Origin of the sequence: Thiothrix eikelboomii (assembly GCF_900167255.1) — a bacterium.
GTDB lineage: Bacteria > Pseudomonadota > Gammaproteobacteria > Thiotrichales > Thiotrichaceae > Thiolinea > Thiolinea eikelboomii.
This window is the reverse complement of sequence record NZ_FUYB01000001.1, coordinates 352,573-376,810: the sequence shown is the minus strand read 5'-3', so window position 1 is coordinate 376,810 and position 24,238 is coordinate 352,573. Positions and strand designations below refer to the sequence as shown.

The 24,238-nt window shown below is 46.6% G+C and carries 26 protein-coding genes; 11 read left to right on the top strand and 15 right to left on the bottom strand.

The genetic code is table 11. The annotated features are described in order from the left end of the window. Positions 1–135 precede the first annotated feature (135 nt). The 4 genes from glnL (at position 136) to B5D50_RS20445 (ending at position 3,437) form a co-directional block, all read left to right on the top strand. Complete coding sequence (gene glnL, locus B5D50_RS01765; protein ID WP_078920855.1) at positions 136–1,227, top strand: nitrogen regulation protein NR(II); 1,092 nt, start codon at positions 136–138, stop codon at positions 1,225–1,227. Next, positions 1,208–2,635, top strand: coding sequence for a nitrogen regulation protein NR(I) (ntrC, locus tag B5D50_RS01760; RefSeq protein ID WP_078920854.1), 1,428 nt, complete (start codon positions 1,208–1,210; stop codon positions 2,633–2,635). Before glnL ends, ntrC begins: the two co-directional genes overlap by 20 nt. A 123-nt stretch (positions 2,636–2,758) precedes the next feature. Then, positions 2,759–3,028 carry a TA system antitoxin ParD family protein gene (locus tag B5D50_RS01755; protein ID WP_159448545.1) on the top strand — a complete coding sequence of 90 codons (270 nt, stop codon included), beginning with the start codon at positions 2,759–2,761 and terminating at the stop codon, positions 3,026–3,028. A 217-nt stretch (positions 3,029–3,245) separates the two neighbouring features. Then, positions 3,246–3,437, top strand: coding sequence for a PIN domain-containing protein (locus tag B5D50_RS20445; RefSeq protein WP_200807006.1), 192 nt, complete (start codon positions 3,246–3,248; stop codon positions 3,435–3,437). Here the strand turns inward: B5D50_RS20445 and B5D50_RS01745 are convergent. From B5D50_RS01745 to B5D50_RS01710, 8 genes are all read right to left on the bottom strand, one after another. Further along, complete coding sequence (locus B5D50_RS01745) at positions 3,434–6,232, bottom strand: toll/interleukin-1 receptor domain-containing protein (RefSeq protein WP_078920852.1); 2,799 nt, start codon at positions 6,230–6,232, stop codon at positions 3,434–3,436. The genes B5D50_RS20445 and B5D50_RS01745 overlap by 4 nt on opposite strands. A gap of 151 nt (positions 6,233–6,383) precedes the next feature. Next, a complete protein-coding gene (glnA, locus tag B5D50_RS01740) occupies positions 6,384–7,793 on the bottom strand; it encodes a glutamate--ammonia ligase (RefSeq protein WP_078920851.1) in 1,410 nt (469 codons plus the stop codon). A gap of 172 nt (positions 7,794–7,965) precedes the next feature. Further along, positions 7,966–9,129 (bottom strand): cation diffusion facilitator family transporter, encoded by a 1,164-nt coding sequence (locus B5D50_RS01735; protein WP_078920850.1) that lies wholly within the window; start codon positions 9,127–9,129, stop codon positions 7,966–7,968. Next, a complete protein-coding gene (locus tag B5D50_RS01730) occupies positions 9,126–9,362 on the bottom strand; it encodes a sulfurtransferase TusA family protein (RefSeq protein ID WP_078920849.1) in 237 nt (78 codons plus the stop codon). Before B5D50_RS01730 ends, B5D50_RS01735 begins: the two co-directional genes overlap by 4 nt. Before the next feature lie 34 nt (positions 9,363–9,396). Continuing rightward, on the bottom strand, positions 9,397–10,362 hold the full coding sequence (locus B5D50_RS01725) for a homoserine kinase (protein ID WP_078920848.1): 966 nt from the start codon (positions 10,360–10,362) through the stop codon (positions 9,397–9,399). A gap of 10 nt (positions 10,363–10,372) precedes the next feature. After that, a complete protein-coding gene (locus B5D50_RS01720; RefSeq protein WP_078920847.1) occupies positions 10,373–10,693 on the bottom strand; it encodes a hypothetical protein in 321 nt (106 codons plus the stop codon). Between the two features lie 2 nt (positions 10,694–10,695). Further along, the gene (locus B5D50_RS01715; protein WP_078920846.1) at positions 10,696–11,421 is read right to left on the bottom strand and encodes an LOG family protein; all 726 of its coding nucleotides are present in this window, start codon (positions 11,419–11,421) and stop codon (positions 10,696–10,698) included. Between the two features lie 43 nt (positions 11,422–11,464). Then, complete coding sequence (locus tag B5D50_RS01710) at positions 11,465–11,707, bottom strand: BolA family protein (RefSeq protein WP_078920845.1); 243 nt, start codon at positions 11,705–11,707, stop codon at positions 11,465–11,467. Positions 11,708–11,833: 126 nt separating this feature from the next. Between B5D50_RS01710 and B5D50_RS01705 the strand changes: the two genes are divergently transcribed. Next, a complete protein-coding gene (locus B5D50_RS01705) occupies positions 11,834–12,310 on the top strand; it encodes a Crp/Fnr family transcriptional regulator (protein ID WP_078920844.1) in 477 nt (158 codons plus the stop codon). 1 nt (position 12,311) lies between these two features. On the opposite strand, the gene B5D50_RS01700 is transcribed toward B5D50_RS01705, so the two are convergent. The 4 genes from B5D50_RS01700 to B5D50_RS01685 are packed head-to-tail and all read right to left on the bottom strand — an operon-like array spanning position 12,312 to position 14,857. Next, a complete protein-coding gene (locus B5D50_RS01700; protein ID WP_078920843.1) occupies positions 12,312–12,584 on the bottom strand; it encodes a hypothetical protein in 273 nt (90 codons plus the stop codon). A gap of 13 nt (positions 12,585–12,597) precedes the next feature. After that, positions 12,598–13,035 carry a D-aminoacyl-tRNA deacylase gene (dtd, locus tag B5D50_RS01695; RefSeq protein WP_078920842.1) on the bottom strand — a complete coding sequence of 146 codons (438 nt, stop codon included), beginning with the start codon at positions 13,033–13,035 and terminating at the stop codon, positions 12,598–12,600. Beyond that, positions 13,032–13,982 carry a prolyl aminopeptidase gene (gene pip / locus B5D50_RS01690; RefSeq protein WP_078920841.1) on the bottom strand — a complete coding sequence of 317 codons (951 nt, stop codon included), beginning with the start codon at positions 13,980–13,982 and terminating at the stop codon, positions 13,032–13,034. The genes dtd and pip overlap by 4 nt, the downstream gene beginning before the upstream one ends. Beyond that, the gene (locus B5D50_RS01685; protein WP_078920840.1) at positions 13,982–14,857 is read right to left on the bottom strand and encodes a polyphosphate kinase 2 family protein; all 876 of its coding nucleotides are present in this window, start codon (positions 14,855–14,857) and stop codon (positions 13,982–13,984) included. The genes pip and B5D50_RS01685 overlap by 1 nt, the downstream gene beginning before the upstream one ends. A 178-nt stretch (positions 14,858–15,035) precedes the next feature. On the opposite strand from B5D50_RS01685, the gene B5D50_RS01680 reads away from it, so the two are divergent. The 3 genes from B5D50_RS01680 (at position 15,036) to B5D50_RS01670 (ending at position 19,061) form a co-directional block, all read left to right on the top strand. Beyond that, the gene (locus B5D50_RS01680; protein ID WP_078920839.1) at positions 15,036–16,895 is read left to right on the top strand and encodes an Ig-like domain-containing protein; all 1,860 of its coding nucleotides are present in this window, start codon (positions 15,036–15,038) and stop codon (positions 16,893–16,895) included. Positions 16,896–17,055: 160 nt separating this feature from the next. Further along, complete coding sequence (locus tag B5D50_RS01675; protein ID WP_078920838.1) at positions 17,056–18,231, top strand: glycerate kinase type-2 family protein; 1,176 nt, start codon at positions 17,056–17,058, stop codon at positions 18,229–18,231. Then, positions 18,219–19,061, top strand: a complete 843-nt coding sequence (locus B5D50_RS01670; protein ID WP_078920837.1) for a ferritin-like domain-containing protein — start codon at positions 18,219–18,221, stop codon at positions 19,059–19,061. Before B5D50_RS01675 ends, B5D50_RS01670 begins: the two co-directional genes overlap by 13 nt. A 4-nt stretch (positions 19,062–19,065) precedes the next feature. Here the strand turns inward: B5D50_RS01670 and B5D50_RS01665 are convergent, their stop codons facing one another. The 3 genes from B5D50_RS01665 to hslO are packed head-to-tail and all read right to left on the bottom strand — an operon-like array spanning position 19,066 to position 21,330. Next, positions 19,066–19,839, bottom strand: coding sequence for an alpha/beta fold hydrolase (locus B5D50_RS01665; protein ID WP_078920836.1), 774 nt, complete (start codon positions 19,837–19,839; stop codon positions 19,066–19,068). Further along, positions 19,832–20,416 (bottom strand): NAD(P)H-dependent oxidoreductase, encoded by a 585-nt coding sequence (locus B5D50_RS01660; protein WP_078920835.1) that lies wholly within the window; start codon positions 20,414–20,416, stop codon positions 19,832–19,834. The genes B5D50_RS01665 and B5D50_RS01660 overlap by 8 nt, the downstream gene beginning before the upstream one ends. A gap of 17 nt (positions 20,417–20,433) precedes the next feature. Then, positions 20,434–21,330: an Hsp33 family molecular chaperone HslO gene (gene hslO, locus B5D50_RS01655; RefSeq protein ID WP_200807005.1), complete on the bottom strand. Its 897-nt coding sequence runs from the start codon at positions 21,328–21,330 to the stop codon at positions 20,434–20,436. A 243-nt stretch (positions 21,331–21,573) separates the two neighbouring features. Between hslO and B5D50_RS01650 the strand changes: the two genes are divergently transcribed. The 3 genes from B5D50_RS01650 to mreD all read left to right on the top strand — a co-directional run bounded on the left by B5D50_RS01650 (position 21,574) and on the right by mreD (position 24,202). Continuing rightward, positions 21,574–22,620 (top strand): rod shape-determining protein, encoded by a 1,047-nt coding sequence (locus tag B5D50_RS01650; RefSeq protein WP_078920834.1) that lies wholly within the window; start codon positions 21,574–21,576, stop codon positions 22,618–22,620. Between the two features lie 158 nt (positions 22,621–22,778). Continuing rightward, positions 22,779–23,717 carry a rod shape-determining protein MreC gene (mreC, locus tag B5D50_RS01645; RefSeq protein WP_234975763.1) on the top strand — a complete coding sequence of 313 codons (939 nt, stop codon included), beginning with the start codon at positions 22,779–22,781 and terminating at the stop codon, positions 23,715–23,717. Next, on the top strand, positions 23,714–24,202 hold the full coding sequence (mreD, locus tag B5D50_RS01640) for a rod shape-determining protein MreD (RefSeq protein ID WP_078920832.1): 489 nt from the start codon (positions 23,714–23,716) through the stop codon (positions 24,200–24,202). The genes mreC and mreD overlap by 4 nt, the downstream gene beginning before the upstream one ends. The last annotated feature ends 36 nt before the right edge of the window (positions 24,203–24,238 follow it).

Below are 24,238 nucleotides of genomic sequence, written 5' to 3'. Positions count from 1 at the left end.
CCTAATACCCCTAAACTAAGGCGAAGCTCGCCGAGCTGCACTTATTTAGTGCAAACTCAGGTGGGCTGATCTTGAGCTTTAGGACGGTGGATGAGTAATCCGCCTATTTGGCATTAATTTTGCAGTTTAACTCGCATGGAACAAATACGCATGAATGACGATAATCTAATGGATTTGATGGCCTGTGCAGTGGTCGTTTTGGACGCGGATTTGTGTGTTGCTTATATGAATCAGTCCGCTGAAATGTTATTTGGGCAAAGTTTGCAACGTATGCGCAGTAGTAATATCACTTATTTGGTGCATAGCGATGTCTTTCATGCCCAATTGCGGCTTGCATGGCAACTCAATGAGCCACAAGCCGTGCGTGAGCAAGTGATGTATTTGCTAGATGAGCAGCCCATCACGGTCGATTGCATTATCACCCCTGTCTATGAATATGAGCCACGCAAAATTACCGGTTTATTACTAGAAATGCAGCGCGTTGATCGGCAAATGCGCATCGTGCGGGAGAAGCAGATTCTCAATCAGCAGCAGGCGGTGCATGAACTCGTCCGTGGAATCGCCCATGAGATCAAAAATCCTTTAGGGGGGTTGCGGGGAGCTGCCCAATTATTGGAAGCGGAACTTGAGAATCCAGAGTTAAAAGAATATACCCAGATTATTATTGCGGAAGCTGATCGCCTCAAGCATTTAGTGAATGGCATGTTAGGGCCGGGCAAGTTGCCTTGTCGTGAGCCGGTAAATATTCATGAAGTGCTGGAATATGTGCGTAACTTGGTCGAAATTGAGGGAGCTGCCAATGTGCGGTTTATACGTGACTATGACCCGAGTATTCCTGAGCTATTAGGTGATCGTGGTCAGCTGGTGCAAGTTTGCTTAAATATTGTGAATAACGCCGTGCGGGCAGTAGGCGAGAGTGGCACGATTTGGCTGCGTACTCGGATACTGCGGCAGTTTACGATTCAACAGCGACGGCATCGCCTTGTGCTGCGAGCGGATATTTGTGATGACGGTGAGGGTGTGCCTGCCCATTTAATAGATAAAATTTTTCTCCCTATGGTGAGTGGGCATGCCGATGGCAGTGGATTGGGGCTGGCAATTGCTCAAGCTTTGCTGCGTCAACATGGGGGCTTAATTCAATGTGAGTCGGTGTCGGGTTACACCTGCTTTTCGATTCTAATCCCCTTAGACAGAGGAGAGGGTACTGATGGAAATCAACCAGGCTGAGCAAATCTGGATCGCAGATGATGACCGCTCGATTCGTTGGGTTTTAGAGCGCGCCTTGCAGAAAGCAGGTATCAAGGTACGTAGCTTTGAGGGGGCTGATCAAGTGCTGCAGGCTTTACGGATGGAAGAGCCGGAGGTACTCCTGACGGATATTCGTATGCCCGGCACGGATGGTCTGACGCTCTTGTCCAAAATGCAAACAGGGCATCCTGATGTGCCGGTGATTATTATGACGGCTCATTCAGATTTAGATAGTGCCGTATCGGCTTATCGTGGAGGGGCGTTTGAATATCTACCCAAGCCGTTTGATGTCAATGAAGCGGTCGAATTAGTTCGTCGTGCGTGTCGGATGCGCCAAGAAAGTCGCACCCAAGTCGTGGGTGAGCTGGCGACTGATAGTGGTTTTGCAGCCGGAGAAATTATTGGTAAGGCGCCTTCCATGCAGGAAGTTTTTCGTGCAATTGGGCGGTTGTCTAAATCGAGTATTACAGTATTGATTACTGGCGAGTCTGGAACAGGCAAGGAGTTGGTCGCTAAAGCCCTGCATACGCATAGCCCACGAGCTAATAAACCCTTTATTGCCTTAAATACCGCTGCTATTCCCAGTGAGCTATTAGAGTCTGAATTATTTGGACACGAAAAAGGTGCCTTTACCGGCGCGTATGCACAGCGCAAAGGCCGCTTTGAGCAAGCGGATACAGGGACTCTATTCTTAGATGAAATTGGTGATATGCCCGCCGAGCTTCAGACCCGTTTATTGCGAGTCTTAGCCGAAGGCACTTTCTATCGAGTAGGGGGGCATACTCCGGTTAAAGTAGATGTACGCATTATTGCGGCCACCCACCAGAATCTAGAGGAGTTAGTTCGTAAAGGTTCATTTCGGGAGGACTTATTCCATCGTTTAAATGTAATTCGTATTCACAATCCACCCTTGCGCGAGCGCCGCGAGGATATTCCGCTGTTGCTAAAGTTTTTCCTGATGCGGGCAGCGGAAGAATTGCATGTCGATGCGAAGGTTCTGTCTCCAGCAGTCACGGCTTATTTACAAAGCTTAATGTGGCCGGGCAATGTACGCCAATTAGAAAATACCTGTCGTTGGTTGACGGTGATGGCTTCTGGGCAAGAGGTGGTAATGGATGATTTACCCAGTGAGTTGCAAGAGCGTGAGCAATCTAAAGCTGAACTCCCCGGTGATTGGGAAAAAGCGTTAGCCCAATTTGCCAGCCACCGTTTAGCCAAAGGTTCAACCGCTTTTCTGGATGAGATGTACCCGATTTTTGAACGTATCCTGCTGCAAGCTGCTCTCGATAAAACCGGCGGGCGCAAGATTGAAGCGGCTGAATTATTGGGTTGGGGGCGGAACACACTGACACGCAAATTAAAGGAGCTGGGGTTTGAAAAAGCTTGAGCGATAGATGTTGCTTAAGCTGGAGGACTGGGGCTTATAGCTTGACGTTAATAGGATGCCAACCTAAGATTAAGTTACTAACAGTAACTTTTAGTGACTATAGGTGGTAATCTGGCTACCAGCGTGAAGCTTTCCAATGAAACTGTCGAATCTGCAAGGCAACAGGCGCAAATATTTCAGCGTACTTTAGGTGGGCAAGTGGATTATTGGGCGAAAATTGGCAGATTGGCTGAGCTTTACCCTAGTCTGACCTTTGACTGCTTGCAAAAACTGATGCGCGAAAACCGTTTGCAACCACTGACAGCCTCGCAGCCCATCAAGAAACAGTTTAATGCGATCAGTTTGAAAACCTACGGTTATCGTTTCGACCGTGAGGATGCTAATGCTCGCTAGGGTTTTCCTCGATTCCAATGTGTTGATTTATCTGTACTCAGAGGATGAACCTGAGAAAGCAGCACTTGCCCTGCAATCGGCTCAAGCGTCAGATGCATAGATCAGCACACAAGTCTTGAACGAAGTTAGTAATGTGTTATGTCGCAAACAGCAGCAGGCCTACTTGGAGATTCTGAATGTTATCCACGAGCTACAACGTAATTTTTAGATCACAATCGTGACCAGTCAGACAATTGAGCAAGCCCTCGTGCTAGGGGAGCGTTATGGTTACAGTTATTTTGATAGCCTGATGCTGGCCAGTGCGCTAGAGCAAGGTTGTAGCATACTGTATTCCGAAGATATGCAGCATGGGCAAATTCTTGAAGGAGGGCTGCGGATTATTGATCCGTTCGCAGGTTTGAAGGCTTAACCTAGGTAGTACTTTAACTTAGTGAGTTCTGCGTTTCGGCGGTGATAGCCTGTTTCCTTGATGAGTTTGTCAGCGGTAGTGATATGAAAGGCAATCGTCTTTGAAGCGACCCCACCCGCCCTTCTCTTGGTAACAGCGTTTTGTTCCACCGCTGATAAAGAGAGGTTAGGAGGGGTTACTTCCGCCACCAACAACCGCGCCATCTCCAAATGATAATCCGTCAAATGCAGCCGCATCCCGCTGCTGTTAGCGATGTTGAACATGTCCTGCAAGTGGGTATGAGCAAGCTCAAAATTCTGTGCGTGACGATATAGAGTAGCGTAGGCGAGATAAGCACGGGGCAGATGGTCTTGATTACCCGCTTCCTGCAATGAATTCAACGCTTTGGATAGCCATTCGTCAGCTTCCAACAACTGATTGTTCAGCAAACTCCGCCCTATCAGTAGCTGGTGGAGACCAATATACAAAGGATGGGTACTGTCTAATGCAATCTCAAGCGCGTAATGAGCACGTTTTTTTACCTCAGCAAATTGCTGTAGTTCCAGCAATAACTCACAAAAACGGAAGCTGGATAATGAATGCAAATAGAGGTATTTCGGGTCATCGAGTGTTTGAATGCGCTCGGCTTCTAGAAATTGCTCATAGGCTTCCTGTCGCTGTCCTGCCTGATGCAGGGTTCGGGCAAAAATGGAAAAGGTTTGTAACCGCCGGATAAGTTTAGGATCCTCTGAATGGGCTGCGCTTTGAGCACTTAATAAAGCATCTCGTACATTCCCTAGGGTCAATTGCGGTTCAATCAGATTGCTGGCAGTGATAGTCGTTTCTTGGCTGTCACCTAGGCTTTCATACAGTTTTAAGGCCGCCGTAAACGGCTTAATGGACTCAGCCAGTTTGCCTAAAGCTCGCAAACGATGTCCCATACTTTGTAATATATGTGCTCGAGTTTTCAGATTTAAGTAGTTACTCGGTTTATCCCATAACTGCGTGAAGAAATGGGTCAATACCGCTAGATCATCCCCTATAAACCCTTTTTTGTTCAAGTAATACTGTTTTTCACGGCTAATTCGTGGCCAATAAATCTCGTCAAATACGTGCTGATGTAAACCTGCATGGCAACCATGCTCAATAGCATGGAATAGCGGTTGCATTTCTGCCAGTGTATCGGGGTGGTGTTTAGCTGGAAGGTCTTTGTAGTAGGCATACAAGATTTCATGGGCTTGTTGCCATGCTTGTGGCTGTTTCTCACGTAATTGTTGACCAAAGTATTCACGGATCAGCGGGTGACAATCGAGATCTTTTTCACCGTCTTGCTGTGCCAGCAACTGATGTTCCTCACGCAAAATCGACACTGCCTGTTGCCATTCGCCTTCATCAATGCCTGCGGTCAAGTCGGGAATCGGTGTATCCCACAAGACCTGTAAGACATCCAAGTCGATAGGATGATCAAATAACCCTAATAAACGCAGCAAAGCCAGCTCCGGTGTACCTGAAAACCATTCCTCGTAGGCCTGCATCACTTTGAAAGCCTCTCGGCTTTCTGGCCTGCTTTTAGATGGAGTTGATAAATTTTTAAGGGTCTTCCGTTTAAGGACATCGCCCTGATAACGCAGGCGGAGCAGATTGCCTAACATGCTCAAGGCTAAAGGATGGCGGCCATATTCCTTGACCGCTTGACGTAGCTCCTTCAAGTCACCGTTTACCCCAAGTGATCTGAGCAGTGACACACCCTCATTTTGGTTGAGGTTTTGCAGTTTATGAGAAATCACTTTTGGTGACGGATAGTCACTGAGTTCATACACAGCAATTCGTGAGGTGATAATGCACAGGCTGTTGTTGTGCATGGCAAGGCTTTTTAATAGATGACGAATGGCGCTGTCCTTGATCGAACCTCTATTATTGCTTGGATGTTGGAGTGGTTCTAAACCATCTAACACCAGTACACAACGCTGATCTCGTAAGAGTTCTGCGAGGTATTCACCCATATCCTTCCATCTATTGACTCGTTTATGATCAGCTTCATTCACAAAATCAGCAACCTGTCGGGGTGAACCCAGTTTCTCGAAGGCATGCTCGAAAAACGGTGTCACGGAGATTTGCTTATTTGCACTAACACCTTGCGAGTAGAACGACCATGCAATTAGATTAGGAATATTAGATGTCTGGTTGAGCCAGTGGCGCAATAATTTAGTTTTACCTGTACCACCCGGGGCGATGAGCTGGACGATATGGGTGGCCTCATTCGCCCAAGCTTCATTGAGTAGCTTTAGGTCTTTTTTACGACCTAAAAACTTACCCTTGACAGTCGGTAGGCGGTCAATTTTGATCGGAGGCTTGCTATTGGGTTGTGGTTTATTTTCTTCCAACAAACCTTGAATCTGTTTAGCTAATTTGCATAAGAAAGTATCTTGCTTATATTTGGAAAGACCCGAGAGCGGCACATTGTCTTTAGACGCACCTTGCATTGCGCTGAGCCAAGCGACTTTCTCCCAAGGGCAAGGTTTTAGGATCAGCGGTATAACCCTAATACCCTCTTGTTCACGCCGTTTTAACAAACGCGGTATTTCTTCACCACGAATGAATTTTGACGTGAGAAAATCAGCGCTGATCAACAGGATGGCAACATCGGCTGTGTTAAGCGCTGTTTCAATTTCTGGATACCAGTCATCCCCCAAGGCGATCCGACGATCCTCCCAGACCGACAGTAGACCCTCCATTTCCAGTACGGCCAATTGGGTTTGCAGACGATTTTTCCATATTTCGTCTTTGTGGCTGTAACTGATGAACACTTTGGGCATGTGAACAAGCTCTGATCACTTGGGGATGAGCTTAATTATACCGTTTGTCAGCTGTTTTGTCCGTGCAGTGGGCAGAATTCCCACCATTTTAAAGCCAGAAAAAACAAAGGCCGAACGATAGTCCGGCCTTTGTATTAAAGCTGAGAATCGCTTAGCAGCTGTAATACATATCGTATTCAACAGGGTGAGTCGTCATGCGGAAACGAGTCACTTCTTGAGTTTTCAGCTCGATATAAGCGTCGATCATGTCATTAGAGAACACGCCACCCGCTAATAAGAACTCACGATCTTTATCCAGTGCGTCTAAGGCCATGTCTAAAGAGTGGCAAACTTTTGGAATTAATTTGTCTTCTTCAGGTGGCAGATCGTATAAGTCTTTGTCCATCGCTTCGCCCGGATGGATTTTGTTTTTGATACCATCTAAGCCAGCCATCATCAGCGCTGCGAACGCAAGATAGGGGTTAGCACTTGGATCGGGGAAGCGAACTTCGATACGACGACCTTTCGGGCTAGACACGAACGGAATACGAATTGACGCAGAACGGTTACGTGCAGAATAAGCCAACATAACGGGTGCTTCAAAACCGGGAACTAGACGCTTATACGAATTAGTACCAGGATTACAGAAAGCATTCAGCGCTTTCGCATGTTTAATCACACCGCCGATATAATACAGTGCCGTTTCCGATAAACCTGCATAACCCTCACCCGCGAAAGTATTCGTGCCGTCTTTAGCTAAAGACATATGTACGTGCATACCAGAACCGTTGTCACCTACGATCGGCTTAGGCATAAAGGTTACGGTTTTGCCATATTGATGCGCCACATTGTGGATCACGTATTTTTGACGTTGGACCCAATCAGCACGTTTGACCATCGTAGAGAAACGAGTCCCGATTTCGCACTGACCGGCAGTTGCGACTTCATGGTGATGGACTTCAACCGGAACACCCACTTCTTCTAAAATATTACACATGGTTGCGCGAATATCTTGGAAAGAATCCACCGGTGGCACTGGGAAATAGCCACCTTTGATACCCGGACGATGCCCCATATTGCCATCGGGATATTCTTTGCTAGAGTTCCAACCCGCTTCTACTGAGTCAACTTTAACGAAACAACCACTGGTATCTGCACCCCAACGGACATCATCAAAAATAAAGAATTCAGGTTCTGGACCAAAATAAGCCGTATCAGCAATGCCAGTGGATTTTAAATAGGATTCAGCGCGCATAGCAATCGAACGCGGATCACGCTCATAGCCTTCCATCGTCGCTGGATCAACGATACCGCAAGTGATATTTAAAGTAACATCTTGGAAGAAAGGGTCGATGAAAGCAGATTCTGGATCTGGCATCAGGATCATGTCGGACTCATTAATACCTTTCCAGCCAGCAATGGAGGAACCATCGAACATTTTACCATCTTCGAAAATGTCTTCATTGAATTCACTGATAGGCACAGACACGTGATGCTCTTTGCCGCGAGTGTCAGTAAAGCGGAAGTCAACGTATTTGACATTCGCTTCTTCGATGAGGTTCATGACGTCTTGTACAGACATGTTGTTGTCTCCTGAAATTGCAGAAATGGGTCAATGGTCAAAAAAACCAGAAAAGTGGTGAATTATATGCAAACCTTATGCCATTTGCTAATAGCTTGTTTTCTAGCGTAAACACGGACAGTTGGTTATTTAAAAGCACAATAATGGTGCGCCATAATATTCTTTCGCACCATTAGTAAGCAATCTCTGTATAGAATTTAACAGAGCCAAGATAAGGAAGCTGAGTGCAGGCTTGTTTGAAGTCACGGAGTAGGGCGGGAGGCGGTGTCGTTTGTAGATAAACCTCTAATTCGATTTTTCCATCTAGATAATGCATCACAAGGTGATGAATCGAGGTTTGAAGTCCTTGAGCGAGTGGCTGTGCTTGCAGGGCTTGGATCACTTCTTGTCGACTCGGTAAGTCGACACTGATCTCACCAGCCTCATCATCTTCGGGGTCAATATGTACCGTCACATCGGTGACTTCTGGAAAATGACTCTCTAATTGATGGGTGACATATTCAGCAATTTTGTGACCTTCCGATACGCTAATATGGCTGGCAACCTGAATATGTGCATCAGCAAAAACATTACCCCCCATTTTGCGGGTACGTAGCAGATGCAGATCTTCAACGCCGGGGAGCGTATGAATATACTCAATAATCTTATTAGACTCTTCAGGGGCAAGCCCGGTATCCACTAATTCACGGGTGCTTTCTAGCAATAATTGCAGCGCCATATAAAGAATCATGATCGCAATAATAATGGCAGCTACAGCGTCCAGCCAAGCATAACCGAATTGCGTACCTGCAATCGCCACCAGTACCAAGACCGAAGAGAATGCATCGGAGCGATGATGCCAAGCACTGGCTTTGAGCAGCGGTGAGCGAATTTTTTTAGCAACTCGCACGGTGTATTGATACAAACCTTCTTTGCCTAAAATCGCTAAACCCGCAAAAAACATAGCACTGGCATCCGGTACAACCAGTGGCGCTTCGCCCATTAGTCTACCCCATGCCTGCAAGAGGATGACCACTGCAACCCCGCTTAGTAGTAAACCCAAAACCACCGTGGCTAAAGTTTCAATCCGCCCATGTCCATACGGGTGATCTGCATCCGCTTTTTTGCCTGCATGATGAGCAGCGAATAGAACAATCACATCCCCCACTAGATCAGAGAGCGTATGCATGGCATCGGCAATCAGTGCTTGTGAGTGAGTGAAAATACCGCCGAGGATTTGTGCAATCACTAGAATGATATTGACACCCATCCCTACCAAAGCCACTCGCTGAGTGGTCTGTTGGCGCACATTATTTTCTGCGGAGTCAGCGTTGGAGAGGGGTAAGCTGGGCTTCATCGGCTTGTCTCGAGTTGTAGACTAATAATATAGTCGCGGCCTTCAGTTCGCGTTTCAAGTAAGGTATGACCATGAATGCGCGCCCAAGCAGGAACATCATGTAAAGCACCCGGATCCGTACAATAAACGGTAAGTATCGTACCTACAGGTAGTTGTTCAATCGCTTGTTGAACACGAATGACGGGTAGAGGACAGAGCAAACGCCGAGCATCGAGAGTCACTGTTTGGGACATGGCAATTAAAGTTTAGGCTAGGATAAGACTTAAATTATACCGCGCCTACCCAACAAGCGCGAATCAAAGCTGTTTCTAGTTGGCGTTGTTCAAGTTTTTGGCGAAATTCTAAGGGATCTTTTTGTAGGACTAGGCTGCCAACCCGTGGCTCAAGGATAGCCACTAGACGCGATAACCAAAAGCGCAAGGCAGCAGCTTCTAACATACTTGGCCATTGCACGGCCTCTGGTTGGGTCAGCGGGCGAAGCTGATGATAAGCGTGTAAACAAGCCGTTAAGCGTTCAGTATCCAAAGCACCATTTTCAAAGCAGCACCAATCATTCACCACAATCGCTAAATCATATAGCCAACAATCATCGCAAGCATAATACCAATCCAGTACCCCACTCAGTTGCGCATTTAAAAAAAGCGTATTATCACGGAATAAATCAGCATGGATCAGCCCAGTGGGTAAGTTTTTAAAATTTAAGGTGTGTTGATTGCGTAGTGTTCGGGTGAGGAGTGCTAGATCACTCGGTTCGGCTAACGGTAGTAAGCGCTTAGCTGTTTGCAGCCGCCATTCGTGGCCGCGATCAGGGGGGCGTTTCAGTGGAAAACTCTGCCCCACTAAATGAATCTGAGCCAATATACTACCCATTGCAGCGCATTGCAGTGTACTAGGTTGCTGTTGATCCAGTGTTTCTCCAACTAAGCAAGTAATTAAGGCAGCGGGTTTGGTGTTGCAGATTCGCAGAAGTTGGCCGGTCGTATCACGGATGGGGGCTGCAATCGGCAACTGAGCCTTGGCCATGTGTTGCATCACTTGCAGAAAATACACAAGTTCTGCAGGCGCATGCTGCTCAAACAGGGTTAAGACATAAGTGCCTGAGGTAGTGGTGACAAAAAAATTACTGTTTTCAACGCCAGCAGCAATACCTTGATAATTCAGGAGTTCACCGACAGCATAATGACTCAAGAACTCAGTGAGCTCCTGAGCATTCACGGGAGTAAAAACAGACATCGCTAGCCAATTACCAAGAAAAGACTTGCCAGCTAGGAATCATTAACTCATCGCTATCACTATGGGCGCTTTTAACCGAAGTCGAGCCTGCTTCAGAGCCAATTAGATGATAGCCATTGCCACCACTCGAGGGCAGATATTGCACGGTGCTGGCGATGGCTTGCACCCGCTCTTCCTCAATCGTGCCAAAGCGGTCTTGAGTGCGAATGGTTTGTAATTTTACTTTGCCATTCACCTCTTCAGCCACGGTCGTATCTGTTTCAGCATACAGACTTGAGCTGCTGATTAAGAGGTTAATTGCCAGCAAATACGTCAAGCGGTTATTTTTCATTATTATAGCTCCATCTGATTGGCACGCTCTTCTGCAGTAGGCCCAGAAACGGTGCGCTCATAGTGTTGGAAAATGTAATTAACAATCGCATCAGCATCATCTAAGAGGACAAATAAGTCTAAATCCTGTGGCGAAATAGTGCTTTCTGCGACCAAAGTGGTTTTGAACCATTCAATTAGGCCAGTCCAAAACGGGGTATGTACTAATACAATGGGGATGCGCTGAGTTTTGCTGGTTTGGACTAAAGTTAAAATCTCTGCTAACTCATCTAAAGTCCCAAAACCCCCGGGCATCACCACATAGGCAGAAGCATATTTCACAAACATCACTTTGCGCGAAAAAAAGTGACGGAAATACAAAGAAATATCCTGATAAGCATTCCCGCTTTGCTCTTTGGGCAGTTGGATGTTCAAGCCAATACTGGGTGATTTTCCACCTTGAGCACCTTTATTGGCCGCCTCCATTAAACCCGGCCCACCACCACTGACAACGGCAAAGCCAGCATCAGATAGCTTGCGTGCCACCTCCACGGTTAATAAGTATAAAGGGTGATCACGTGGAGTACGGGCTGAGCCGAAAATACTTACTGAAGGGCGTATCCGCGCTAGACGCTCAAAACCTTCTACAAACTCACCCATGATCTGAAAAATTTTCCAGCTTTCACGAGCCAATTCTTTATCGTCAATGGGGCGTAAGACGGGGTGCTGTGCACGTGTTTCTTGATCCATAACCTTATTCTTCTTGTCTAAGAGGTGTGAGTTGGTTCAGCAATTAAAGGGCTGCTTTTTCTTCAGGGGTATAAGCAGTAATCGTCAACGCATGTAATTGCCCTGAGGTAATAGCCTCATTAACCGCTGCATAAATTAATTGATGACGTTTCACTTTGCTCAAGCCTTGAAAGCTGGAGCTGATAACTTCAGCTTGATATTTATAGCCATCACCCTGCACTTCAATCTGTGCATCGGGTAGTCGAGTGTGGATGAGTTGTGTGACTGCATCATTACTAATACTCATGAAAAATCTATGCCTTTGATCGCTTGAAAATTGGGTCTAACAAGGCTAATAGCCAGCACTTGCTCTTTTCTCGCTTATAGCGCATATAATGCTTGGAGTCTACTGTTGGGAAGTTTGGGAGCATCAATGTCTAACGACGATTTGATAAAACAGGTACAAGATACCTGTGTTGAGTTTTGTGCTGCCTTAACACAAGATGAAGTCAGCAAATTTGTACACTATATGCGCTTTGTTGAGTTGGGTGCAAATGAAATGCTCGCCGATATTGGCGATGTGGGCGCAAGTTTTTATATGGTGATTGGGGGTTCTATTCAATTATTCCAAGTGGATGGCGAGGCTGAATATGCAGTTGGTGCGATCTCTCCGGGGGGCTTGGTGGGAGAAATGTCGTTTTTTGATCGTCGCCCCCGAACTGTGCGTTTAAAAACCGGTGAGTCAGGTGCACAGCTACTAGAAATTAAGCGCCAAATGTACAGCCGTCTACGGATTGAGGAGCCGTATATTTCAACTAATTTGCTGGAGTTTGTGATTCGTAGCTTAGATGAATTAGTCCGTGAGTTAAGCGCTAAGCATGCTGATCTAAAAAAGCTACTCGATAATTAACTTATTCACACTCAGGTTCTTGTTCTTTTTCCTTTTCCTCTGCAATAACGGTGGTTGGTTGGGCTTCAGTGGTTGGCTTCGAGGTTTGCTGGGTTGGGGGCTGCGTGGCTTCAGGCGGCGTGCTCAGCGCGCTCATGGCCTGCGTTATTTCAGGTTGAGTGGGTTGACTCGTGGCTTGAGCTGCGGTTGGGGGCGTAGGTTTGTCTTGCTCTGTGCAGCCCACGAGCAGTACGACTAAGCTGATGAATCCACCCTTGAGAATAAGTTTCTGCATCGGTTTAAACGGTTTAAGTAGTTAACCAGAAGGTGACAGGACCGTCATTAATTAAGTGCACTTGCATATTTGCTCCAAAGATACCGGCTTGTAGCTCCAGCCCTTGCGCTGGGATCAGCTCACAAAAATAAGTGAATAAGTGTTTACCTAACTCAGGTGGGGCTGCTGGCGTAAAGCTGGGACGGTTTCCTTTTTGCGTATCTGCTGGCAGGGTGAATTGAGGCACGACTAATAAGCCGCCTTGCACGTCTAATAAAGACCGATTCATGCGGCCTTCGTGGTCGGCAAACACACGATAATTCAGAATCCGCTCTAATAAGCGCTTAGCTTGTGCCTCAGTATCATGACGCTCTACCCCTAATAACACTAATAGGCCCGCCGGAATTGCCCCGACCGTATTTTGGTCAACCACCACTTTGGCGGTAAGCACCCGCTGGATTAAACCAATCATGTGAGTTGATCAGCCATGAATTCAGTAGCATTTACCAAGGCAGCCTGAATGCCCGGCTCACTGGCGGCATGCCCGCAATCAGGAATAATCGCAAAATCTGCACTCGGCCAAACTTCATGCAAGGCATAGGCTTGTTCTAAGGGGCAAATCATATCGTAGCGCCCATGCACAATCATGCCCGGAATACTGGCAAGTTTATAGGCGTTTTTGAGCAATTGATCAGGTTCAAAGAAAGCCCGATTCATAAAATAATGGGCTTCAATCCTAGCCACACTCATCGCTGTAAAAGGATTAGAAAAATGATCCACTGTACTTTCTTTCGGGGAAAGATTTGCCGTGCGTCCCTCCCAAATTGACCAAGCTTTAGCGGCTTGCATGCGCGCAATTTCATTCTGCCCGGTTAGGCGTTTGTAGTAAGCCTGCAGCAAATTACCGCGTTCTGCTTCGGGAATCGGGCTAATAAAATCTTGCCAGAAATCGGGGAAGATATAGCTGGCACCATCTTGATAAAACCAATCAATATCACGAGGTCGACACAGGAAAATGCCACGTAGAATTAAACCTGCGACCCGCTCAGGATGAGTTTGTGCATAAGCTAAACCTAAACTCGAACCCCAAGATCCACCAAATACCACCCATTTTTCAATGTTCAACTCTTGGCGAATACGTTCAATATCAGCGACTAAATGCCAAGTGGTATTGTTGGTAAGCTCGGCATGGGGAGTGGAACGTCCACAGCCACGCTGATCAAAGAGTACAATCCGATAACGCTCAGGATCAAAAAATTGGCGATGCCAATTTTCACAGCCGGAGCCAGGGCCACCGTGTAAAAATACCACCGGTAAACCATCGGGATTGCCGGATTCTTCTACATATAAAGTATGCATAGAATCCACGGGTAAAAAGAAATGGCGATTATCCCGAATCGCAGGGAACAGGGTTTTCATTAGGTTTTGCCCTCGGCTTCTAATACGCGCCGTGCTTCCGTCAATTTGGCTTGCTCGGCTGGAGGGACTTCAGGATAGGCTAACTGCAGCGCTTCTAAGGTATTCACGATGGTTTCTGCAACGGCCACCCGCATATAGGCTTTATCATCCGCCGGAATTGCATACCAAGGTGCATAGTGACTCGAAGTAGTCTGTAGCGCTGTTTCATACGCCTGCATATACGCATCCCAATGTTGGCGTTCAATGACATCACCGGCTGAAAACTTCCAATTTTTGTCGGGTTCATCTAAGCGCGACAGGAAACGGTTTTTTTGTTCTGCTTTGGACACATTCAGCCAGAATTTTAAAATCACTGTACCATTACGAGCTAGATGCTTTTCGTGATCACGAATCGACGTATAACGTTCTTCCCATAAATCTTCAAGATTGTCATGCTGAGGTAAGTTTTGTCCGGCTAAATACTCAGGATGGACACGGACTACTAACACTTCTTCATAATAACTACGATTGAAAACGCCAATCCGCCCCCGCTCAGGCAAGCAACGTGCTGTGCGCCACAAAAAATCATGATCTAATTCTTCGGCTGAAGGCTGTTTAAAGGAAAACACTTGGCAACCCGCTGGATTCACGCCTTTTAAAATAGCGCGAATGGTGCTGTCTTTACCTGCGGCATCCATTGCTTGGAAGACTAACAAAAGTGCATGACGATCTTCCGCGTAGAGCACTTGTTGAAGCTTATCAATTTTTTTAACGAGCTTTTTTAACTGATCTTCCAGTTCTTCTTCAGTTTTATGATGTTCTTCAGCCGTTTGTGCCTTGTTTAGCTTAAATGAGCCATCGAAGGGCACGCGGTAACGCTCAGGGAAGTCAAACATAAACGAGCTCCTTATCGTATTTTTCTAAGTTGTTTATAGTCTGCCAGAGATGTGTAGGGGCTGCATTAGTTAAAAAATATCATTTACATCATTTATCTTATTTATCTTGAAATAAGTAATTGCTATGAAATAAGATTCCTGAATCTACTGATAAAAATTATAACAAAGGGGATGGTTTATGAAGCAGCTTTTTCAACGTAGCGCCCTGACTTTATGCGTGCTAGCACTGACGGGTTGTGGCGGCGGCGATGGCAATCAACTCTCAGGGGGGAACACTGGCGGTTCAGGGGGTAACACCGATACAGGGGCTAAATCCTTAGAGGTTTCAGCGAGTTCTCGGCAACTGGCTTCTAGCGGGGACAAGCCAGTGATTATTTCAGCGGTGGCTAAAGATGCAAATAATAATGTTTTGAAAAGCGTCGCTGTACAATTTTCAGTGGATAGCGAGGCGACTATCGAAGCGGATACGACAACGGCAGCCAGTGCAGTCAAAACGGCAACATTAACGCCGGGCTTAGAAAATCCTGAGAATCGTACTGTAAAAGTGACCGTAAAGTCTGGATCTTTAGTCAAAACGATTGAGGTTGCGATTGTTGGCACGAGTTTAGTCTTGGATGGACCAACACGACTGGCTTTGAACAGCCCCACGACGTTTATCGCTAAGCTCAGGGATTCAGCAGGCAAAGCGCTAGCCGATGAAACCATCAGTATTGATTCGAGTTTGAATAATGCACTCACCCCTGTTTCAGGTTCAGGATTCGTGACCGATGCGAATGGTGAGGTTCAGTTTAAAATTAATGCAGCGGTCAGTGGTACAGATACGATTACTGTCTCAGCTTTAGGCGTGAGTAGCTCTAAAACTTTAGAAATTTCGGGGGATGATTTTACGATTACGAGTGCCAACCCAGAGATTAAAGTGGGTACAGCTGAAGCGGTTAGCCTCAAGTGGACGCACAATGGTATTGCTCAAGCCAATAGAACAATTAAAATCTCGGCGACTCGCGGCCTGACACCTTTGCAAATCGTAACCGATGCCCAAGGTCAAGCCAGCTTCAGCGTGACTTCAGCCACTGCGGGCGGTACCGTGATCACCGCCACGGATGCGAGTACAGGGCTTTCAACCAGCTTAACTCGTGAGTTTGTTGCTACCACGCCCGCCATTTTAAGTACACAAGTCGAAAAAGAACTGATTGCCCCAGAAGCTAGCACCAATGTGATTGCAGTAGTGAAAGATATTGCTGATAATCCAGTTAAAAATCAATTGGTTGAGTTTAATTTGATAGATACAGTGGGGGGTGAGTTAAGTGCCTCCAAGGCCACGACCGATTCTTTAGGTAAAGCAACAATTGGTTACACCGCAGGTAATGCAACCAGTGCAAAAGATGGGGTTAAAATTACCAGCACCTTACGTTTGTCAGATCCTAATGCCGCACCGATTACCGATAATATCACCTTAACAGTCGGTGGGCAGGCTTTACGTATTGTTTTGGGTGAGGATGAAAAGATCGTTGAAGACGGTATTTTCTATAAAAAATCCTTCGGGGTGATTGTGACGGATAGTGCAGGCAATCCAGTCAAAGATAAGAAGGTAGATTTCACTTTAGTACCCACCCATTATGCCAAAGGTGGGGTTATGCCCTGTGGAACAATGATCGCAGGTGTGGTTAGTACTGAACCTACCTTTTCCCAAACCGCGATTTGCCCCTCTGAAGATATTGACCAAGATGGTGGCTTAGATGAAGGTGAGGATTTAAACGGTAATGGTCGTTTAGAGCCTACCCATGCTGCCACGGTTACTAACAGCGCAGTGACTGATGCAGAAGGTAAGGTGTTAGCAACGGTCATCTACCCGCAAAGCCAAGCGCTTTGGAATAAGGTTCGATTGACAGCGCGGATCGTTGTCTCTGGAACGGAGTATATTGAAACAACCGATTTTGTATTACCTGTACTGGCAGCCGATGTTAGTTCCTGTGATATTGCTCCACCGAATGCAGTTAGCCCTTATGGTACCGATACCAGTTGCTTGACGAAAAACTAAGCTTAAAGTGCCGCTAGTGGGTTTCACGCAGAAAACCATCCCTTAGTTGCTAAGGGGTGATTTTTTTGTTTAGAGTTTCAATAAAAGCTAAGAAAAACCTAAGAAAAAGCTAGGAAAGGGTTAAAATTTAGTTTCTATTTCTCAGCCCTCGGAGACTCGTATGCAAGCAGCCGCGCAATTACTTGAGTTGTACAGTCTCGGTCTCAATGCTGTGAAAGGGGATCAGGCGGTGTATCAAGCTCTAATGGCCCAAGGTACTCAAGCCGCTTGTCATCTGGTGGCGATTGGTAAAGCGGCTGAGGCCATGTATCAAGGTGCACAGCGTTACTTCGATAAAGATATTAAAACAGCTTTGCTCATCAGTAAGTATGGGCATTTTTCCCCTGAGCTATTGGCTGAGCGTAAGATCACGGTGCTGGAGGCTGCCCATCCTGTACCAGCTGAGTCCTCACTGTTAGCAGGCCAAGCCTTATTACAGTATCTAGCTCAGCTCCCTGCGAATGAACCCTTGCTCTTTCTGATTTCTGGCGGTGCTTCTAGCCTGTGTGAGGTTTTAGAAGAAGGCTGGACGCTAGAAAAATTACAAGCTGCGACTCAGGATAAGCTAGCTGAGGGGGCGTCGATTGCTGAGATCAATGCCATGCGTAAACAGCTGTCGCGGATTAAAGGTGGCAAGTTGTGGCAATTTATTAGCAAGCGCCCCGTATCCTGTTTATTAATCTCGGATGTACAGGGGGATGATCCCGCTGTGATTGGTTCAGGCTTATTATTTCCAGCCCCTGCGCATCCTGAGTTTACTTGGCAAATCGTCGCGAGTAATCAGCAAATGCTGGCAGCGATACAAGCCTCAAGGCTAGAGCCGCCAAACTCGGCAGAACAAACGCTACCGCTTCATATTATGCCTGAGTTTTTGAGTATAGAAGCGGTCGAGGCGGCTAAGCGCTGTGTCGCTTTCTTAAAAACTCAACCAGCAGGGATCTATGTTTGGGGGGGGGAAACGACAGTCAATTTGCCCGCCAATCCGGGACGAGGTGGACGGAATCAGCATTTTGCCTTGGCAGCCGCCTTAGAGTTAGCCTTAGTCGCTGATCAAGGGATTAGCTTGCTGTGTGCAGCAACAGATGGAACGGATGGAGTCACCGACGATGCGGGTGGTTTAGTCGATGCACAAACGCTAGCACGCGGTCAATTGGAGAATCTTGATCCAGTGGCTTGCTTACAGCGGGCGGATGCAGGTAGATTTCTAGCCGCTAGCGGTGATCTGATTACAACAGGGCCGACTGGTACCAATGTTATGGATCTTGTCATTGCCCTAAAAACCTCATGCCCAAACTAAATTTAGCTAAGGATTTGTATGCGGCTACTTTAAGCTGCTTATTAGTCACTGACCCTGACGAAAAAATTAACGCGGTCTCTCAGTTACAACCCGCTTGGTTGGCGGGTGACTTGCTACGTTCCGAAGCGGGGGTGGTAGAAAAAATTACCAGACCGGGGCGACCCGCTCAACCCGAGTTGGTGCTACCGAAGCAAATGAAGCAGCGTAAACTGCATCATTTAGAGGGGCGGATCGCTTTGTTACATGCAGTTGCGCATATTGAGTTTAATGCGATTAATTTAGCTTTAGATGCGGTCTATCGGTTTCGTGAAATGCCGGATGCCTATTATAGCGATTGGCTGCAAGTCGCTGCAGAAGAGGCCTATCACTTTGCTTTAGTGCGTGCTCGCTTACGTGAACTAGGGGCTGACTATGGTGATTTACCCGCCCATAATGGTTTGTGGGAACATGCCTTAAAAACTGATCAGGATGTCTTGGTACGAATGGCTTTAGTCCCACGTGTATTAGAGGCGCGTGGTTTGGATGTTACTCCGCCGATGATGGCGCGTTTGCGTGAAGTCGGTGATGGGGTGACAGCTGATGTGTTAGCGATTATTTTGCGTGACGAAGTGGGACATGTGCGGATGGGTTCTCATTGGTATCGGTATTGCTGTGAATTGCGTGGCCTAGAGCCAGAAGCAACTTTCCGCCAACTCCTGCGGGAAGTATTGCAAGCCCCAGTACGCGGCCCTTTTTATACCGAAGGGCGCTTACAAGCGGGGTTTAGTCATGAGGAATTAGCCCAACTGAAGTCATTAGAAGATAACTGGCTCGCTGAAATTCGTGTTTAAGGATTCATGCATCCAACATCCTGTTCACCTGATCAGTAAATACTTCCGGGGTTTGAACATGCGGTAAATGTCCTGCTTCCTCAAGCATCACTAAGCGTGCTTTGGGAAAATAGTTTTGAGCTATTTGCCAGCGTTCGGGCTGTAGATAATCGGATTGCCCCCCACCAATGAATAAAGTTGAGCCATGATAGCGTTGCTCGGTTGGATGAAAAGCGGTGATACTTAAATAATGGCGGGCAATTTCGCTTAAATAGCATTGCCAAATAAAGCGGCCGTTTTCATCCCATTTCAGATTTTTCAGCAAAAAGGCGCGTTCAAACGGGTGTTTAATCGTTGGCGCTAGCCAAGTATCCGCTTCTTTTCGAGTTTTAAAACTTGCCAACGGTAGGGTTAACATCGCTTGCAGAATCGCTTGATGCCGTGGTGGATAATTGACTGGCGCAATATCCACAATAATCAGTTTTTTTAAGCGTTCAGGATGCTCTAGAGCGAGCCACATCGCGGCTTTGCCACCCATTGAATGCCCCATCAGATCAAATTGTTGGAGCTGCAAATGATCCGCCACTTCCAGTACATCTTGCACCATCAAGCGATAGTTCATGCCTTCAACATGGGGGGAGGCGCCGTGATTGCGCATGTCGATGGCAATAATACTACGCTCGTTCTGCTGTTTACTGGCAAAGGTATGCCAGTTATCTAATGAACCCAATAGACCATGCAGCACTAACAGGGGACGTTCCAGCTTATCTGGCTGACCATAAATGCGATAATTAAGCATCAAAGTTTTCCCCTAAGCGGGTAATTTGCTGGAGAATTTTTTCACGTTCTTCTAGTGGTAAAGTTGGGACATTGTAAAAAATTTCGTATTGAATATTTTTAATACCACAAAACGAGAGGGTGCCATCAGTCATGGGGCGATGAATTAAGGTTTCTGAGTCATTCGCTTGAAAAAAGCTTTTATCGCTACCCGCTGTAATTAGAACTAAGGCTTTTTTATGTTGGAGTAGACCTATCGGACCCTCAGCAGAATAAGCAAAGGCCACACCATTGGTAAGAATATGATCAAACCAGCCTTTTAAAATGGCGGGTCGTCCATACCACCACAATGGGTAAATAAAGACTAAACCTTCAGCCCACAATAAAGCTTCTTGTTCTTGGGCGATTTTTTCTGGAATCACACTCGTTTGCAGGCTAGCTAAATCACTGGCGCGCAGTACGGGATCAAAGTTTTCTGTGTATAAATCTTTGACCCGCACTTCATGACCTGCAGCGACTAAACCTCGTTGGCAATACTCAAGCATTGCATGGTTGAAGCTGGCAGGATTGGGATGAGCATAAACAATTAAAACGCGCATAGTGTTAGCTTCTTTAGTTAGTGAAGGGTGGTATTAGCTAAATCCACCACGTTTTCGGTGAAAAGGCGAGCTGCATCAACGGAGTCAAGCGCGTACTTAGCATTACAAAATTCACAGATAACGCTAATACTGCCTTGTTCAGCCAAAATAGCTTGGACTTCTGTTTGGCCTAAGGAACGTAACAGGGTTTCAATTTTTTGCTGGCTGCAACTGCATTGAAACTTAATTGATTTAGGCTCAAATAAACGCGGTGTCTCTTCATGGAAGAGTCGATAGATCAAGTCTTCGGCCGGAAGGTCGCGTAATTCTTCAGCGGTTAAGGTATCTAGCAACATCGAAACCCGCTGCCAATCTTCGAGTTGTGCGTCTAACTGCTCAGGGCTAGCATATTTATCTTCAGGTAAGCGCTGTAAGAGTAAACCTGCACAACGATGGTGGTCAGAACTCAACCATAAACGGGTTGGCAACTGTTCAGAGCGAGCGAAGTATTGCTCGAGGGCTTGGGTTAAATTATCGCCCTCTAAAGCAATGATACCTTGATAGCGCTCATGATTGCTCGCAGCCTCTAGGGTAATGGCAATATGCCCCACACCAAAAATAGCGGGCAAGCTGCTACCCTCAGGAGGGACGCTAGTCCATTGAGCTAGGCCTCTTACCTCACCTTGGGGCGTGGCATGTACTACTAAGAGCGGTACAGGACCATCGCCACGAATCTGTAAAATGAGTGAGCCTGTGTGTTTAACGGTCGCGGATAATAAAACCGCAGCACTTAAAGCCTCCCCTAATACATTACGAATAATAGGGGGATAGTCGGCACGCTCTAAGAGTTGATGCCAAGTATTTTCTAATTGTACCCATTCACCGCGAATATTCGCTGTTTCGAGAATAAAACGGCGTAAAATGTCTTTTATCATGCAGAATCAGCCTTGTGGCTACTACCTTTCGTGTCAGTGTGTGATAAAATTCCCGCGCAATGCCTATTTGGGAAAGATGGCTGGTGAACTTATCATATAAGTTGGCTTGCCCAAAACCCTTCTGGTTGCTACATTTGCGCAGGAAATTTGGGCCAACCTGATTTGAGGCATGGATACAAGGACCATTAAGGACAACTTCACGGTCTCTCTCTCATAATTTAGCTTTTGCCGGACTTTATAACAATGTTCAAAGCCATTTCTGGTTTATTCTCCAATGATATTTCAGTAGATCTTGGGACAGCCAATACCCTCATTTATATGCGCGGAAAAGGCATTGTCCTCAATGAGCCTTCCGTTGTGGCTATTCGGCAAGATCGCGGTCCTGGTGGCCCTAAGTCTATTGAAGCGGTTGGCGCGGAAGCCAAAAAAATGTTAGGACGCACGCCAGAAAACATTACAGCGATTCGCCCCATGAAAGATGGGGTGATTGCTGATTTCACCTACACAGAGAAAATGCTTCAACATTTTATCCGTAAGGTTGATTCGGGGCGTATTCTGCGTCCAAGTCCACGAGTCGTAATATGTGTCCCCTGTGGCGCAACTCAAGTGGAACGGCGTGCAATTAAAGATTCTGCTTTAGGTGCAGGTGCACGCAAAGTTTATCTGATCGAAGAGCCGATGGCTGCCGCGATTGGCGCGGGCATTCCTGTCGACGAAGCGATTGGTTCGATGGTTCTGGATATTGGCGGTGGTACTTCTGAAGTGGCGATTATGTCGCTGCGTGGGATTGTCTATTCGGCTTCTGTCCGTATCGGTGGTGACCGTTTAGATGAGGCCATTATCAGCTATGTACGCCGTAATTATGGAATGCTGATTGGCGAGGCTACGGCTGAGCGGATTAAGTGCGAAATTGGTTCGGCGTATCCGGGTAAAGAGCTCTTAGAAATCGAAGTCAAAGGCCGTAATCTTTCTGAAGGTGTACCTCGTGCTTTTACCCTGACGAGCAATGAGATTTTAGAGGCTCTACAAGAGCCATTATTTGGGATTGTAAGCTCCGTGAAAACAGCGCTGGAGCAAACCCCACCTGAACTAGGGGCTGATGTTGCTGATCGTGGCATTGTCTTAACGGGTGGTGGGGCTTTATTGCGTGATCTAGATCGCTTATTAATGGAAGAAACGGGGATTCCGGTGGTGATCGCCGATGACCCGCTAACTTGTGTTGCACGCGGTGGCGGTAAAATTCTAGAAATTCTTGAAGCCGAAGGTGATGCCTTCCTCGCGACGGATTAAGCGGCGGGGCTGGCTTAATAATATTAATAATGACCTGTAGCAGTCAGTTTCAAGGTAGATAATAGGGAGCTTAGACTGCCATTAACGATACCGATCATCACGCAACACCGGGCTTATCTTTTCAGTTTGTATTGCTGTTGCTAGCCGCTTTGTCTTTGATGGCAGTGGATTATCGTAATCCGGCTGCCACCAAGCCCATCCGCACGGGATTTTCGATTGTTGCTTATCCTTTACAAGCGATTGTCGATGCCCCCTTTTATCTCTATAGCCGGGTCACAGGCTTTTTTTCTAATCAATCCCATTTAGCCAGTGAAAATGCCGCTTTAAAAGAGCAGCTGCGCTTATATTCAGTGCAATACCGTGATATGCAGGTGCTAGAGCAGCAGAATGCACGCTTGCGTGAGCTACTGAAAGTGGATAAACGGGTGGGATATACCTTCACGATGGCTGAGGTCATTGCTGCGGCCGATGAACGTGGCCGCCAAGTAGTGACCTTAAATAAAGGTTCACGGGATGGGGTTCACGAAAAGCAGGTGGTATTAGCTGAGGGCGGTAATATTTACGGGCAAGTGGTTGAAGTCACCCCCTTTAGTTCTAAAGTGATGGAGCTGACTGATCGTCAGCATGCGATTCCAGTGCGGAATCAACGGACCGGGATGCGTGCGCTGGCTAATGGTACGGGCAAATCAGATATTCTGGAGCTAAAAAGTATCGTCGCAGGGAGCAATGTGCAAGATGGTGATGTATTTGTTAGCTCTGGTTTAGATATGTTATTCCCGCCCGATTTCCCAGTAGCAAAAGTGATTCCGAATGGTGTGCAGTATATTCCGGGTGATCCTTTTGCAAATATTAGTGCTAGGCCCTTAATTAATTTTGATAATACCCGCGAAGTGCTATTGCTTTGGCGTATTAACCCGTTGCCGACTCAAGTTTTGCCACCCGTGAATCCGAGTGCTGGGGTCATGCCTGCCAAACCTGTCCCGGCAGTGACAAATAAAAAAGAAACTAAGCCAGCGAATAAACCAACGAATAAACCAGCAAATAAACCGAATACCAAACCCAATGCAGCCAATAGAGCAGCGGAGCAGCCACAATGATTGAGAATCTGCCACGCTTCCCCGGTGCGATTTGGTTAACTTTATTACTGGGTTTAGGCTTAAATAATATGCCATTGCCCCCGGAATGGGCTTATTGGCGTCCTGATTTTCTAGTGCTGAGCTTGATTCATTGGGCCTTAGCGATGCGCCAAAATGTGAATTTGTTCATGGCCTTTTTCATGGGGCTACTCGCGGATACGATTTCATATTCTTTGCTAGGCCAGCATGCTTTAGGTTATGTTTTAGTCACTTACTTTGCTGTGCGCCTAAGTTTGCGGATGTCAGCCGAGGCGTTTTTGCAGCAGTTTGCCTTGATTTTTATTGTAGTTGGCATTTTCATGCTGATTAATCTTTGGATTCGCGGTGTCACTGGCAATATGGGCGCGGGTCTACTTTATTGGATGCCACTTTTGAGTAGCCTATTAGTCTGGCCTATCTATCATGGGATTCTGGGGTATTTTTATGTCCCCCGCAAAATGGTTTGATGAGCTTAGGCTTTGATCAGCGGATTGCTATACTGC